The sequence below is a fragment of the Ralstonia mannitolilytica genome, from assembly GCF_000954135.1.
Classification (GTDB): domain Bacteria; phylum Pseudomonadota; class Gammaproteobacteria; order Burkholderiales; family Burkholderiaceae; genus Ralstonia; species Ralstonia mannitolilytica.
In genome coordinates this window covers 1,326,466-1,341,517 of record NZ_CP010799.1, presented here as the reverse complement: position 1 = coordinate 1,341,517, position 15,052 = coordinate 1,326,466, and the positions used below count along the sequence as shown (strand labels likewise).

The window sequence follows — 15,052 nt, the reverse complement described above, 5'->3', positions numbered from 1 at the left end:
GTACGCCCGCCCCCGCGTGGCGCCGAAATAAGAATCCCGGAAAGCGACCACTACATCTAGTGTTTCATCCCGGGATTGGCGCTAAGTATAGTGGATCGGTCGAAGATGACCAGTCTTGACAGATGGGGGCGAAAGGCCTTCTTTCCATCCCGGATGCGCTGCCGCAAACCCGCCATCCCAGTCTGCACAAAGGGTCGACGGGGCCGGCGTGCGGCGTCGCAATGCGCACGTTTCCAGAATAATTCTTTCTATCGGTGAGGCAAGCGCGATAGACACCACCTCACCTTCGGCAGGGAATTGCGTGACGTGCACTGCACCGGTGCGTCGCCCGTGGACGACGCACAAGAAATCCGAATAGTGGCATCAGCATTCTTGTCGCGGCTGTCACTTGAGCGACAGGCCCCGTCCCTACGCTTCGGTCGCATTGCAGGGAGCGCAATCACCGCGGCGCCCTCCTGGGCGCCGCGTACCACGACCGAGGAAAATCGACATGGCTTGGAACCGACCTGCCCGCCGTCTGCTGACGGCCGCGCTGGGCACAACCTTGGCCACCGCACTGGCGGCCTGCGGCGGGGGCAGCGATGGTACCCCAATCGCCGGCCAGGGCAACACCAGCCCGCCGCCGGCCGGCCCCAGCAGGAAAGTGCTGGTGGTCGGCGTGGACGGCGCCACCTATGCGCAGGTCCAGCGCGGCCTGTTGCGGCGCAGCCTGCCGAACCTGGCCGCGCTGTCGGTCATGCCGGCCTCCACGGGCGGCACGCTCGGTACGACGACCGCCCAGCCGCCGCTCGACACCCCGAGCTGGGCCACCGTGCTGACCGGCACCTGGCAGAACCGCCACGGCGCGCCCGACGACACCGTCGCCACGCTGGCCGCTCCGACCGTCTTCGGCTACGTGCGCGGCGCCGCCAAGGCCGCCGGCACCACCCCGCACCTGGGCGCGGCCGTCAGCTCGGCCGTGCTGCCCGCGCTGCTCAAGGCGGACCAGCAGGCGGGCAATCTCGACACGCTGGTCGACTGCGCCCAGGCCGATCCGTGCGTCACGCAACACAGCGTGAAGCTCGTGCAATCGGGCTACGACGTCGTCTTCGCGCAGTACAGCGCGCCGGCCGCCGCTGCCCTTGACGCAGGCTTGCAGAGCGACGCTTACACCGCTGCCCTGCACGACGTCGACCAGGCCATCGGCACGCTGCAGGCTGCCATCGCCCAGCGCCGGGCCGCCAACCCGGGCGAAGACTGGCTCGTGGTCGTCACCACCAGCCATGGCCTCGACGCAACCGGCGCGACCACGTCGGCGCCCACGCTGGAGAACCGCACCGCCTTCATCGCCCTGAACAAGACCGCGAACCCGGTGCTGGGGAAGGACGGCACGGCCGCACCCACCTCCGAAGCCACGCTGGCCGCGCTGCCGAGCGAGGCCGACATCGTGCCGACCGTCCTGGCGCAACTGAACGCCGCCGTGCCGGCTGCCACACATAAGCTTGATGGCGCGGCGCTGACGGCCAATGCCGTGGGAGTACGCAACCTCCAGAGCACGGTGGGCCAATACAACGCGTCGCTGGTGCTCACGTGGCAGAACCCGACCACCGCCAGCGGCCCCATCACCGTGCTGCGCGATGGCAAGCCGGTCGCCACGCTGCCTGCCACGGCCACGCAGTACACCGACAACAGCTTTGCCACCGCGACCGGCCTGTACCGCATCAACTACACGGTGGTGCGCAATGACATGCCGGTCTCGACGCTTGCGCAGATCGATTACGTTGCGCCTACGCCGCTGGCAGCCACGCTCACCAACGGCCTTGCGGCGTACTACAGCTTCGACCCGCTGCCGCCCACCGACCGCAAAGCCAGCTCGACGATCGGCCCCTGGGTGCTGGGCACCGACGGCGGCTCGGCAGCCACCGACCCGTTCGGCGGCACGGCGCTGTCGGTCGATTCGCGCGTCGACAGTTACAAGCTCACGCAGAACGGCGCCGACATCGCCCTGAGCCCCCAGTTCACCATCGGCTTCTGGTTCAAGTCTGACTGCGCGCAGGGCAACGGCACCGGCGAGCCGATCCTCTCCAACAAGAACTACACGTCGGGCGCGAATGCGGGCATTGCGCTCGGCCTGTTCGGCGGCTGCGAGGTGCGCTTCAACCTGGGCAGCGGCGGCAAGCGCGATGACATCAACGGCATGAAGTTCAGCGCCAACCAATGGGCGTATCTCGCCCTGTCGGTGGACACGCAGGCCAAGCGCTTCAGCGCCTACATCCTCGATCCGGTGCTCGGCGCGCAGAAGGTGGAAGACAAGCCCATCGCCAACACCGACGTCACGAAGCTGGGCGGCCTGGCCACGCTGGTCTGGGGCCTGAACGACGACGCCACGCACAACTACGTGCCCAACAACCCGGGCTCGCTCAAGGGCGTGATGGCCTACGACGACCTCGCCATGTGGACGCGCCGCCTGACGCTGGACGAACTCAAGACGATCAACGCGTCGCACCAGCCGCTGTCGTCGCTGAACCCCTGATCCCCTCCCCCAACCCGAACGAGACCGCTCATGAAGCCCTTCATCCACCCTCTCGCGCGGCCGCACCGGCTGGCCGCCGTGCTGCTGTGCGCCGCCACCTTGTCGCTGTCGGCCTGCGGCGGCGATTCGAACGACGGCACGCCAGGCACCGGAACCGACGCGGGCACGACCCAGCCGGATCAGCCCGGCAAACCGCCGGCCGACAAACCGAACCTGCGCTGCGCCCCCTGATCCCCCGTTCGTACATTCCGTACGCCTGAGACCGACATGACTTCCAACACCAAGCAAGGCAGCCGCCGCCACTTCCTCAAGCTGGCCAGCACGGGCGCGATCTCCGCTGCCGCACTGGCCGCGTTTCCGCCGTCGATCCGCCGCGCGCTGGCCATCCCGGCCAACAACGCGACCGGCACGATCCGCGACGTCGAACACGTGGTGATCCTCATGCAGGAGAACCGCTCGTTCGACAACTACTTCGGCACGCTGCAAGGTGTGCGCGGCTTCGGCGACCGCTTCCCCATCCCGCTGGCCGGTGGCCTGAACGTCTGGCAGCAGACCTACGTGCCAGGCAGCGGACCGAGCCGCACAGTGCTGCCGTATTACCTCGACAGCAGCGCCGGCAACGCGCAGCGCGTGTCCGGCACGCCGCACAGCTACCCCGATGCGCAGAACGCGTGGGACCTGGGCCGCATGAGCAAGTGGCCGACGTACAAGCAGACGCAGTCGATGGGCTATTACAAGCAGGCCGAGCTGGACTTCCAGTTCGCGCTGGCCAACGCCTTCACGCTGTGCGATGCGTACCACTGCTCGTTCCACGGCGGCACCAACACCAACCGCCTGTTTCACTGGACGGGCACGAACGATCCGACCGGCGCGGCGGGCGGCCCCGTCATCGACAACAGCGGCGACCACCTCGACGCCAGCGTCACCTACAACTGGACGACCTACCCCGAGCGCCTGCAGGCGGCCGGTGTGTCGTGGAAGGTCTACCAGAACATGCCGGACAATTTCACCGACAACCCGCTCGCCGGCTTCAAGGCCTACCGCGATGCCAACGCCGCGCGCGGCAACCTGGCCGACGGCAGCCCGTTCCCGCCGTACACGCCGGCCGACGAGACGGTCAGCCCGCTCATCAAGGGTGTCGGCAACACCATGCCCGACGGCGGCTTCCTGCAGGCCTTGAAGGACGACATTGCCGCCGGCCAGCTGCCGCAGGTGTCGTGGATCGTCGCGCCGGCCACGTATTCCGAACACCCCGGCCCGTCGAGCCCCGTGCAGGGCGCGTGGTACACGCAGGAAGTGCTCAACGCGCTCACCGCCAACCCGGCCGTGTGGAGCAAGACCGTGCTGTTCATCAACTTCGATGAGAACGACGGCTTCTTCGACCACGTGCCGCCGCCCGCAGCCCCGGCTTATGACAACGGCGTGCTGGCCGGCAAATCGACGGTGAGCACGGCCGGCGAATACCACACGGACCAACGCCCCTATGGCCCCGGCCCGCGCGTGCCGATGTACATCGTTTCGCCGTGGAGCCGCGGCGGCTGGGTCAACTCGCAGGCGTTCGACCACACTTCGGTGCTGCGCTTCCTGGAGCTACGCTTCAACGTCAAGGAGCCCAACATCAGCGCGTACCGCCGCGCGGTGCTGGGCGACCTGACCAGCGCCTTCAACTTCGTCAACCCGAACACCGAAACGCTGCCGACGCTGCCCAGCCGCGACAAGGCAACCGCCGACTCGATCCGCACCGCGCAAGGGTTGAAGCCGCAGGTGCCGCTGCCCTCGGTGACGGCGCAGCAGATGCCGACGCAAGCCACCGGCACCCGCCCCTCGCGCGCCTTGCCGTACGAGCTGCACGTCAGCGCGCGCGAAGACGCCACCAACCGCGCGCTGCGCCTGATCTTCAGCAACACCGGCACGGCGGCCGCCGTCTTCCACGTGTACGACCGCCTGCATCTGGACCGCGTGCCGCGCCGCTATGCGGTCGAGCCCGGCAAGATGCTCGACGACACCTGGGACGTGTTCACCGCCGACAAGGGCAAATACGACCTGTGGGTGCTCGGCCCCAACGGCTTCCACCGCGCGTTCTCGGGCGATGTGAGCGCCGTGTCGGCAGCGGGTTCGAGCGCACCGGAAATCCGCGTCTGCTACGACCTGGCCAACGCCGAGGTCTACGTGACGATGATGAACACCGGCACCGCCGGCTGCACCTTCACCGTCAAGCCGAACGCGTACCGCAACGACGGCCCGTGGACGTTCGACATCCCGGCCGGCAAGCAACTGGACCAGCACTGGCCGATCGCGCGCCAGGGCAACTGGTACGACTTTACGGTGACGGTGCCGCAAGGCGGCTTCACGCGGCGCTTTGCCGGCCGCATGGAAACGGGCAAGGACGGCGTGTCCGACCCGGCGATGGGCACGTGAGGTAGGGCTCTGAAGTAGAAAGATCAGCAGAGGAAAACGTGGGCGGCCTCGCAACGGGCCGCCCGTTTTCATTTCAGAGCGCGTGCTGATACGGGAACAACGCCGCATTGAATCCACCGAGCGCGCGCAGATGCGCCCAGTCGAAATGCGGTCCGGGGTCCGTCTTGCGGCCCGGCGCAATGTCCGAATGACCGGCGATCGCCGCAATCGGATACGCCGCGCAGATCGCCCGCACAAGCGACGCCGTGGTGGCGTACTGCTCGGGCGTGAAGGGCAGATCGTCGGTGCCCTCGATTTCGATGCCGACCGAGAAATCGTTGCAGCGCGTGCGCCCGAAAAAGTCCGACGCACCGGCATGCCAGGCGCGCGCGTCGCACGATGCAAATTGCACGCATTCGCCCGTGCGACGGATGAAGAAATGCGCCGACACGCGCACGCCGCGCAGCTGATCGAAGTACGGGTGCGCGTCGCAGTCGAGCGTGTTGGTGAAGAAACGCAGTACGTCGTCGGTGCCGAAGTCGGCCTCCGACTGTGCCGGCGGCAGGCTGATGTTGTGCAGGACGATCAGATCGATCGGCATGCCCGCGGGCCGTTCGTCGACGTTGGGCGACGGGTGCCGACGCATGGCATCGACCCAGCCGTCGGCGCCGACATGCATGGCGGGCAGCTTATGCATCGTCGTTCTGGCCGCCGAGGCCGTTGCTGGCCGGCTCCACGTCGCGCGGGTCGCGAATGCCGAGCTGCTGCATCCGATAGCGCAACTGCCGGAACGACAGGCCGAGCAGCTTGGCGGCCGCGGTGCGGTTGAAGCCGGTCTGGTCGAGCGCGGCCAGGATCACGCTGCGCTCGACAGACTCCAGATACGCCGGCAGGTCGATGGGCAGCGCGACGCTCGGCATCGGCGGCCCGCTCGGCTTGGCGGCCGGTGCAGGCTCCGCAGGCTGTGCGAGCGGCGGCTGCATGGGCTGCAACGCGCCCATGGGGCTGGGCACCGCCGGGGCGGGCGTGTACACGGCATCCGGCCAGCCCGTCACGGGCGGTGGCGGTGCCATCGGATGGATCCCGGCTGCTGCGGCCTGCGCCTCGCGCGTCCGGTGGAACAGCGGCGAGCGCTCGATCTCGGCGCCCAGCGCGCCCAGGTCGTCCACGTCGATCGACTCGCCCTCGGCAAACGCGTACGCGCGTTCGAGCAGGTTCTCCAGCTCGCGCACGTTGCCCGGAAACGGATACGCGCACAACTGCTGCAGCGCCGCGCGCGTGAGGCGCTTGGGACGCGGATCGCCATAGCGGTTGGCGAGTTGCTCGAGCAGCACGCCGGCCAGCACGGGCACGTCTTCGGCGCGCTCGCGCAGCGTGGGCATGCGCAGCTCGAGCACGTTCAGACGGTAGAACAGGTCTTCGCGAAAGCGCCCTGCGGCGACCAGGCGCGCGAGGTTCTGGTGGCTTGCGCAGACGACGCGCACGTCGACAGGGTCTTCGCGGCTTTCGCCGATCTTGCGCACGCGGCGTTCCTGTAGCGCGCGCAGCAGCTTCACCTGCATCGTCAGCGGCAGGTCGGCCACTTCGTCGAGCAGCAGCGTGCCGCCGTTGGCCGCCTGGAAGAAGCCCTGGCGATCGCTGTCGGCGCCGGTGAAGGCGCCCTTCACGTAGCCGAAGAACTCGGCCTCCATCAGGTTTTCCGGAATCGCGCCGCAGTTGACGGCCACGAAGGGCCGGGCCGAGCGCGCAGACAACGCATGGATGGCGCGCGCCGCCCGTTCCTTGCCGCTGCCCGATTCGCCGCTGATCACCACCGGCGCCATGCTGCGCGCCAGGCGCATCAGCGAGCGGCGCACCTCCTGCATGGCAGCCGAGTGGCCGGGCAGCAGCTCGCTCGTGCGTTCTGCCAGATCGGCATTGCCGGGATCGGGATCGCGCTGCTGGCGCCCCAGCGCGTTGAGCACGAGGCTGCGCAGCTGGTCGAGCGAGAGCGGCTTGGCGATGTAGTCGAACGCACCAGCCTTGAGCGCTTCCACTGCGTTCTCGGCGCTGCCGTATGCCGTGATGACGGCCACCGGCGTGCGGTCGGCAGTGGCGGAGAGCTGGCGCACGAGTTCGATGCCCAGACCGTCGCCCAGGCGCATGTCGGTCAGCACGAGCGCAAAGCGCTGACGGGACAGCGCCTCGCGCGCTTCGGCCAGGCCGCTGGCAAGCACCACGTCGTGCCCCATGCGGCGCAGGGAGATCTCCAGCAGCTCGCGCAGGTCGGCTTCGTCATCGACGACGAGGATGGGTTCGCGAACGATGGCGGCTTTGGACATGGATCAGCAGGTCAGCGGAATATCAGCCGGCGGTTCATTCCGCTGCGGCCAGGGCGGGTTGATCGAACATCAGCGTGATGACGAAGGCGCGGCGCGGCAGCGTCTCACGCGCCTCCATGGTCAACGCTCCGGTCCGATCGAGCAAGGACTCCAGCGCGATGGCGCCGTAGCGGATCTGCGCGTCGTTGGCGCTGCACAACTCGCGCGCCATGTACAGGCCCAGGCCGGTGCCTTGGGCGTCATTCGTGAAGAACGGCTCGAAGAGGCTGCGCTGCTGCTCGGCGCTGACCTCGGGGCCGTCGTTCCAGATGACGAGCTCGGCGTGCGTGTCGTCCAGCGCGTACGCGGCCAGCAGGATGGAGCCCGGCACACGGCGGCAGTAGCGCAGCGCGTTGTCGAGCATGTTGCCCACCACCTGCTGCAATTGCGCGGGGTCGAACAAAACAGGCTTGTCCAGATCCACCGCCACGCGCACGAGATTCGGGTTGATTTCAGCCGATTCGCCCGCGCGGCGCAGCGCTTCGGCGCGCCAGCGCTCGACCACCTCCGGAAGCACCTGTGCCAGTTGCACGCGCACGCGCTCACCACGCGGGCGGCGCGACAGCATCAGCACGTCGGCGACCACCTGGTCGAGCCGGCGCACGTTGTCGCGGATGATGCGCAGCAGGCGCGTTTCCACACCCGAGCCTTCCCGGCGGGCGTGTTCACCGCCGTCGCCCGGGTCATCCAGCAACTCGGCCGCCTGACTGATGGCCGCCAGCGGATTGCGAATCTGGTGCGCGACGCTGGCCACCAGCCGCCCCATCGACGCGAGCTTTTCCTGCTGGGCCTGCTCGGCCACGCGCTCCCAGCTTTCCACGTGGACGAGCACGGTGTCATGCAGCTCGTGGCGCAGAAAGGCCTCGTCGTCGGCCGACCAGCCCTGAGTGGTGGCCTCCGCCGAAGGATGGCGCAGCCGCGGCGATTCGACCTCGCCCGGTCGGCCGAGGCCGATGGTGCTGACCAGGCTTTCCATATAGACGCTGCGCAGGTTCGCCAGGCTGGGCAGGATGAAGCGCAGGCGCAGCCGGGCATGCAGCGCGGCGCGGCCGCCCGGAACCACCGGCAGGAGGTCGAGAATGCGCGGCGCGTCGTCGTCTCCGGTGCGCTCTGCGGGGCGGCTCTTGCGGCGCAGCCACTGGCGCAGCGTCTCCAGCAGCGGGCGCAGGTGCGGCACGTCCTTCAGGTCGAACAGCATCGCACCGCCGGCGGCGAAGGCGCTCTGCGGCACGCCCAGCAGCACGGCCGCCGCCGGGTTCGCGGCGACGACGCGGCCGTCGGCACGCACCAGCATCACGCCGTCCTGCATGTCATGGACCATCAGCCGGTTGACGAGCTGCTGCAGCCGCAGCTCGCGCTCGCGCGCGAGCGTCAGGCGCTCCTGCGCGATCTGGCGGTGCGACAGGCCGACCATCATCAACGCGGCCATCATGTAGACGAGGCCATACAGCCCCGCCGATGCCAGCCCTGGCGCGATCACGCCATCGCCGAGCATCTGCAGGAACGGATCCGCCAGCACCACCATCGACGCCACGGCCGCGGTGAACAGCGCAAAGAGCAGGCTGGTGAGCGCGCCCGCGGCCAGCACCGGCATCAGCAGCACCATCGCGACGCTCGCCGACAGGCGCGAGAGCGTCGCGTACGCCAGCCCCAGGAACAGCAGATCGAGCACCACATCGAGCCGCACCCGGAACTGGAACCGCGAACGCCACCACCCCGCAGCGGCCAGGATCAGCAGCGCGAGCGCCAGGTACGGCAGCGTCAGGCTCAGCAGGGCTTCGTCATTGAGGAGCGCCGCCGCTTCGTTGTGCTCGCGCGGCACCATCACGAACAGCAGCAGCACCAGCGCAACGGCCGCGCGGCTGAAGGCGAAATAGCGCAGCAGGCGCCATTGGAACTCGGGCGGATCCGGTTCGCGCCACACCGAGCGGATGGCCCGCCATGCGTTCAGGCGCGACAGCACGCTGCGGCCGGCGGGTGTCGGTGCGGCTTCCTCTGCGCCCGCGGGCCTGGCGTGCGCGGTGCCGGAGGCCTCCGGCGTCATGCGCGGCCCCGGTCGGCGTGCTCTGGACAACGGTAACGGCCACCGGGCAGCGCGATCATGCCGGTGCGCGGCGCGTGCACCCCGCACACGGCGCATTGCTCGATAGGCTGCGAAGCGTGCGACCCGGGCGCCTGCTCGCCCGCGCCGGCAGGCGCGCCCGACGGACGGGACGGGCGCGCAGCCAGGCGGCTCAACCACCACCAGCCGGCAAGCAGCATCAGGATCAGCAGGACAGGACGCGCCATGGGAAACGGAACAGGGTCGGACAGCCGCGCAGGCCGGCTACGTGCGATGCAGGATGACCTCGAGCACGAAGCGGCTGCCCACGTAGGCCAGCAGCAGGATCGCGAAGGCGGCCATCACCCAGCGCAGCGCCACCCGGCCACGCCAGCCATAGAAGTGGCGGCCGATCAGGATGCCGCCGAACATGAGCCACGACAGCACCGCAAAGACGTTCTTGTGATCGAAATGGACGGCGCGGTGGAACAGCTGCTCGGAGAACAGCACGCCCGAGGCGATGGTCAGGGTGAGCAGCACGAAACCGGCGCCGATCAGGCGGAACAGCAGCTTTTCGAGCGTGAGCAGCGGCGGCAGCAGGTCGAGCCAGCGGCTCAGCCACCCGCCTTCTGCCGGACGGTGCATGGTATGCAGACGGCGCTCGGCGGCCAGCATCAGGATCGCGTGGAACGCCGCCAGCGTGAACAGCCCGTAGGCCACGTTGGCGATGGCAAAGTGGAGCTTGAACAGGGGGCTGGCCGCGTAGCCGAGAATCTGCGCGCCGGGAAAGGCCAGCGGCAGCAGGCTGCCGACCAGCGCCACGGGCATCACCAGCAGCCCGAGGCCGGCCAGCGAGAAGAAAAGGCTTTCGATCCAGAAGATGCCCACACCCAGCCACAGCATGGCCGAGAGCGCATAGGCGAAACCGAACACCATCGCGCTGGGCGGGAAGATCGTCTCGTGCAGCAGCAGGCCGTGGGCGCACAGCGCGCCGAGCAGCGCCCAGCGCCACCAGCCGGGCGCAGTGCCCGCGGACGCCGGCGGCGGCACGAGGACCGTACCGCCGGGAGGGTGCCCGCCCGCGCCGATGGCTCCAGCCGCGGCCGGAGCCTCGAGCCCGCCGCGTCGCGCCCACGCCGCCCAGGCGAGGGTGCCGTAGAGAAGCGCCGTCAGCGCATACAGTACAATCACCATTTGCACAGTTTACCGCAGCGCACCCTGGTTTTGGCCGGGGCCCGCCCCGCCGAGGCCCCCACCGGGCGGCGACGCAACATGCTGGCAATAACCCCATTCGAGCCGGCGCGACGCAAGCCCGCGCCGGCCGCTTCTTCCCCAACGCTGTCCCCCATTCCGGATTCCTGTCACTGTCATGCTGGATAACCTGACCCAACGGCTCGCGCGCGTGGTCAAGACCATGCGCGGCGAAGCGCGCCTCACCGAAGCCAATACCGCCGAGATGCTGCGCGAAGTCCGCCTGGCGCTGCTCGAGGCCGACGTGGCGCTGCCGGTCGTGCGCGAGTTCATTGCCCGCGTCAAGGAAAAGGCGCTCGGCGAGGAAGTCATCACGAGCCTCTCGCCGGGGCAGGCGCTGGTCGGCATCGTGCAGCGTGAGCTGACCGCCATCATCGGCGGCCAGGAAGCGCTCGAAGGCGTCGGCAACAACGTCCTCGGCGGCCGTGCGGCGGAGTTGAACCTCAACGTCACGCCGCCCGCGATCGTCCTGATGGCCGGCCTGCAGGGTGCCGGCAAGACCACCACCGTCGGCAAGCTGGCCAAGTGGCTCAAAGAGAACAAGAAGAAGAAAGTGCTGACGGTGTCGTGCGACGTGTACCGCCCCGCCGCCATCGCGCAGCTGAAGACCGTCTCGGAGCAGGTCGGCGCCGACTTCTTCCCCTCGCAGCCCGACCAGAAGCCGGTGGACATTGCCGCCGCCGCAGTGGACTGGGCCAAGAAGCACTACCACGACGTGCTGATCGTCGACACGGCCGGCCGCCTTGGCATTGACGAGGCGATGATGCAGGAGATCGCCGCGCTGCACGCCACGCTCAAGCCGGCCGAAACGCTGTTCGTGGTCGACGCGATGCTCGGCCAGGATGCCGTCAACACCGCCAAGGCGTTCAACGACACCCTGCCGCTCACGGGCGTGGTGCTCACCAAGCTCGACGGCGATGCGCGCGGCGGCGCGGCGCTGTCGGTGCGTCACATCACGGGCAAGCCGATCAAGTTCGTCGGCGTGGCCGAGAAGCTCGACGGGCTGGAGCCGTTCTACCCCGACCGCATGGCCCAGCGCATCCTGGGCATGGGCGACATCCTCGCGCTGGTCGAAGAGGCGCAGCGCGGTGTCGACATGGAGGAGGCGCAGAAGCTCGCGGCCAAGATCAAGAAGACCGGCGGCTTCGACCTGGAAGACTTCAAGGCCCAGATCGGCCAGATGAAGAAGATGGGCGGCCTGGGCAGCCTGATCGACAAGCTCCCGGCGCAGATGGCGCAGCAGGCGCAGGGCGCCAACATGGACCAGGCCGAAAAGCAGGTCCGCCGCATGGAAGGCATCATCAACAGCATGACGCCGGCCGAGCGCGCCAGGCCGGAGCTGATCAAGGCGAGCCGCAAGCGCCGCATTGCCGCCGGTGCGGGCGTGCAGGTGCAGGAAGTCAACCGCCTGCTCAACCAGTTCGAGCAGATGCAAGGCATGATGAAGAAGCTCAAGGGCGGCGGCATGATGAAGATGATGCGCGCCATGGGCGGCATGAAAGGCGGCATGAAGGGCTTGTTCGGCGGCCGCTGAGGCGGCTACCCTGTCGCCTCGAACCCCCTGACCGATTTGAACCGAACCGTTTCCCCCCACTGACACGATGCTGAGCGCAGAACAGGCCCGCGAACTCTGGGCGAACTCCGAAGAAATCGTCAGCGAAGAGGCCGTGCGCGGCTCGCTGGACCGCATGGCCGAAGAGATCACCGAGAAGATCGGCGACACCTTCCCGATGGTGCTCTCCGTCATGGGAGGCGCGGCCGTCTTTACCGGCATGCTGCTGCCCAAGCTGACCTTCCCTCTGGAGTTCGACTACATCCACCTCTCGCGCTACAACAACCAGACGGTGGGCGGCGAGATGCAATGGCGCGTCGCGCCGCGCGAGTCGGTCAAGGGCCGCACGGTGCTGGTGCTCGACGACATCCTCGACGAAGGCGAAACGATGGCCGCCATCCGCTCGCGCATCATCGACATGGGCGCCGCCGAGTTCTACTCCGCCGTGCTGTGCGAGAAGAAGCTCGCCAAGGACAAGCCGCTGTACCCCGATTTCTGCGGTTTTTCCGTGCCGGACCGGTACGTGTTCGGCTGCGGCATGGACGCCAAGGGCTACTGGCGCAACCTGCCGAGCATCCGCGCGCTCAAGAACACCTGACGTAGCGCGCGGGCAAAAAAATGGGCGACCACCGAGTCGCCCTTTTTGTTGCCGGCGCCGCGCTCAAAGCTGTTGGGCGAAGATGCGGATGCCCTTGAGCAGCATCTCGACCGAGATCGCCACCAGGATCAGTCCCATCAGCCGCTCGAAGGCCATCACGGTACGCTCGCCCACCAGTCGCTGGATGTGCGTGGCGCTCAGCAACACCACCGCGCACACGGCCATCGTCGCGCATAGCGAGCCGACCCATGTCCACATGCGACCCGGCGCCTGCGACACCAGCAGCATCACCGTGGCCATCGCCGACGGCCCAGCGATGGCGGGAATCGCCAGCGGCACGATGAAGGGCTCGGTGGTCGGCTGCGCATCGGCGGCGCCTTCGCGCGGAAAGATCATGCGCAGCGCGATCAGGAACAGCACGATGCCGCCCGCGATCTGCAGCGACATGTCGGTCAGGCTCATCATGCGCAGAAAGCCCTCGCCGAAGAACATGAAGACGAGCAGCAGCGCAAACGCGATGCCGACCTCGCGCAGCACCACGCGGTTGCGCCGCTCCACCGGCACCGGCCGGAGCGCAGAGATGAAGATGGGAATGTTGCCGAGCGGATCGGTGATCAGCACCAGCAGAATCGTCGCCGAGAGGAACGTGTATTCCATGCGCCCGACCGTCGCTCAGGCACTGCGGCGGTACGGGCGTTCGCGCAACCACTTGGTGGCGATCCACTTTTCGCCGCGCTCGACCGGCAGGCCGGCATGCAGCGTGTCTTCATCGAGCGTGCCATCGGGCCGCTTGTAGACGAAGAAGACCGCGTTGCCCTTGACTGGCGCCACCTCCAGCCCGAGCTTCGGAAAGCCCGTCGCGCCGCCGGCCTGCACGCTGTTCAGGTAGATGACCATGGTGGCCACGCGCTGGCCGCCGACCTCGAGCTGGCGCGCCTCGCCGGTGCGGCCCGGATTGAAGAAATCGAAGTGCGGCTGATATTCGCCGCCCGGCTCATAGTGCAGCACCTGGAAGCCCTCGCCGTGCTCGACCGGTACGCCCACGGCCTGCGCGATCCGCGCCTCGATCCGGGCGATGAGCGGGTGCTCGCCCACCTGGAACATCGCACCCTCACTGGTGCGCGCGGCGATCAGGTTTTCCTCGCCGGTCTCGGGGTTCACCACCGGTGAACGCTTGAGCCGATTCCGCCCGATGGCGATCAGCTGGTCGCACTCGTCGTCCGAGAGGAAGTGCTGGAACAGCACGATGCGCGGCGTTTCGATGGCGAAGAGGATCGGAATATCGCCGTCGGCCGTGCGGACGGCATTGCTGTTCTCATCCGGCGCCTCCACGGCAGGGACGGGTACGGGCGCCCCGGAAGGAGCCGGCGCGCGACGGGCAAGCGCCTCCTCGACCACGCGCCGTGCGAAGGCGCCGTCATAGCCGGATTGCACCATCGAGGCCACCAGCGGCTCTGCCTCGAAGCCTTCGTCCACGTGACGCTGCAGCCAGTCGTGCAGCGCGTCGGACATCGTCGCGTACGGTTGGGTCGTAGACATGCGCAGGATGCAGCGAGCGGGAAAGATGGCCCTATTGTAGGCCGACCGCCCGCTAGAGGACGATCACGAACCGCCGGCGATCCGCAGCGGCGAGAACGGGTTGCGCGCGGGTGCCTCCGGCGCGGCCTTTGCACGCCGGCCACGTTCGGCCGGAACCGGCGCGGATACCGTCATGGCGCTCGACTCCTCGTACTGCCAGCGCTTCCACGCCGCCAGCACCGCATTCGGATATTGCGGCTGGCCCCGGCTGCCGTTGTAGCGGCCCAGCGCCAGGTACAGGTTGCCGCCTTCCATGTCGAGGTAATGCCGCAGGATCGTGCAGCCGTAGCGCAGGTTGCTCTGCAGGTGGAAGAGCTTGCGGACGTCCTTGTCGCCGATGGAACGCGTCCAGAACGGCATCACCTGCATCAGGCCCATCGCGCCGGCGCTGCTGATGGCGTACTTGCGGAAACCGCTTTCCACCTGGATCAGGCCGAGTACGAGCGCCGGGTCCAGGCCCGCGCGCTTGGCCTCGTAGTACGCCGTCTCGATCAGCTCGACGCGTACCGACGCCTGCGGAATCTTGCTCGACAGGCGCACCGACATCTCGGCCAGCCAGCGCAGGTAGCCGAGCTGCTCCTCATTGCTGGCAAACACGGGGCGCAGCGGGCGGCTGTCGGCCACGGCGGCAGACAGCGCACTGCGCACGGAGTCCGCCAGGTATTCCTCTTTCTGCGCGCCCGCCCACGCCGCCTGCGCGCCTGCAAGCAGCACGGCCGCACACAGTGCGGCGGCAATCGGACGGGGCAGGCGGCAGCACATG

The 15,052-nt window shown here is 68.3% G+C and carries 13 protein-coding genes; 5 read left to right on the top strand and 8 right to left on the bottom strand.

Annotation, left to right across the window (positions count from 1 at the left end; all coding sequences use genetic code 11):
* Positions 1-490: 490 nt before the first annotated feature.
* The 3 genes from TK49_RS06385 to TK49_RS06375 are packed head-to-tail and all read left to right on the top strand — an operon-like array spanning position 491 to position 4,930.
* A complete protein-coding gene (locus tag TK49_RS06385) occupies positions 491-2,512 on the top strand; it encodes an alkaline phosphatase family protein (RefSeq protein WP_045785962.1) in 2,022 nt (673 codons plus the stop codon).
* 30 nt (positions 2,513-2,542) lie between these two features.
* Positions 2,543-2,743 (top strand): hypothetical protein, encoded by a 201-nt coding sequence (locus TK49_RS06380; protein ID WP_045785961.1) that lies wholly within the window; start codon positions 2,543-2,545, stop codon positions 2,741-2,743.
* Positions 2,744-2,779: 36 nt separating this feature from the next.
* Positions 2,780-4,930, top strand: a complete 2,151-nt coding sequence (locus TK49_RS06375; RefSeq protein WP_045785960.1) for a phosphocholine-specific phospholipase C — start codon at positions 2,780-2,782, stop codon at positions 4,928-4,930.
* A gap of 73 nt (positions 4,931-5,003) precedes the next feature.
* On the opposite strand, the gene ampD is transcribed toward TK49_RS06375, so the two are convergent.
* Genes ampD through TK49_RS06350 form a run of 5 tightly spaced genes read right to left on the bottom strand, consistent with a single transcriptional unit; the run spans position 5,004 to position 10,504 of the window.
* A complete protein-coding gene (gene ampD, locus TK49_RS06370) occupies positions 5,004-5,606 on the bottom strand; it encodes a 1,6-anhydro-N-acetylmuramyl-L-alanine amidase AmpD (protein ID WP_180964243.1) in 603 nt (200 codons plus the stop codon).
* Positions 5,599-7,230 carry a sigma-54-dependent transcriptional regulator gene (locus TK49_RS06365; protein WP_045785959.1) on the bottom strand — a complete coding sequence of 544 codons (1,632 nt, stop codon included), beginning with the start codon at positions 7,228-7,230 and terminating at the stop codon, positions 5,599-5,601. Before TK49_RS06365 ends, ampD begins: the two co-directional genes overlap by 8 nt.
* 34 nt (positions 7,231-7,264) lie before the next feature.
* Positions 7,265-9,313, bottom strand: coding sequence for a sensor histidine kinase (locus tag TK49_RS06360; protein ID WP_045785958.1), 2,049 nt, complete (start codon positions 9,311-9,313; stop codon positions 7,265-7,267).
* The gene (locus tag TK49_RS06355) at positions 9,310-9,558 is read right to left on the bottom strand and encodes a hypothetical protein (protein WP_045785957.1); all 249 of its coding nucleotides are present in this window, start codon (positions 9,556-9,558) and stop codon (positions 9,310-9,312) included. Before TK49_RS06355 ends, TK49_RS06360 begins: the two co-directional genes overlap by 4 nt.
* A 37-nt stretch (positions 9,559-9,595) precedes the next feature.
* Entirely contained in the window at positions 9,596-10,504 is a 909-nt protein-coding gene (locus TK49_RS06350; RefSeq protein ID WP_045785956.1) for a cytochrome C assembly family protein, read from the bottom strand.
* 175 nt (positions 10,505-10,679) lie between these two features.
* Between TK49_RS06350 and ffh the strand changes: the two genes are divergently transcribed.
* Together ffh and TK49_RS06340 are read left to right on the top strand one after the other, a co-directional pair.
* Positions 10,680-12,095: a signal recognition particle protein gene (ffh, locus tag TK49_RS06345; RefSeq protein ID WP_045785955.1), complete on the top strand. Its 1,416-nt coding sequence runs from the start codon at positions 10,680-10,682 to the stop codon at positions 12,093-12,095.
* A 67-nt stretch (positions 12,096-12,162) separates the two neighbouring features.
* Complete coding sequence (locus TK49_RS06340) at positions 12,163-12,711, top strand: hypoxanthine-guanine phosphoribosyltransferase (RefSeq protein WP_045785954.1); 549 nt, start codon at positions 12,163-12,165, stop codon at positions 12,709-12,711.
* A 63-nt stretch (positions 12,712-12,774) separates the two neighbouring features.
* On the opposite strand, the gene TK49_RS06335 is transcribed toward TK49_RS06340, so the two are convergent.
* From TK49_RS06335 to TK49_RS06325, 3 genes are all read right to left on the bottom strand, one after another.
* Complete coding sequence (locus TK49_RS06335) at positions 12,775-13,368, bottom strand: MarC family protein (protein ID WP_045785953.1); 594 nt, start codon at positions 13,366-13,368, stop codon at positions 12,775-12,777.
* Positions 13,369-13,383: 15 nt separating this feature from the next.
* Entirely contained in the window at positions 13,384-14,250 is an 867-nt protein-coding gene (locus TK49_RS06330) for a 2OG-Fe(II) oxygenase (RefSeq protein ID WP_045785952.1), read from the bottom strand.
* Between the two features lie 63 nt (positions 14,251-14,313).
* Positions 14,314-15,051 (bottom strand): lytic transglycosylase domain-containing protein, encoded by a 738-nt coding sequence (locus tag TK49_RS06325; protein WP_045785951.1) that lies wholly within the window; start codon positions 15,049-15,051, stop codon positions 14,314-14,316.
* Position 15,052 lies beyond the last annotated feature (1 nt).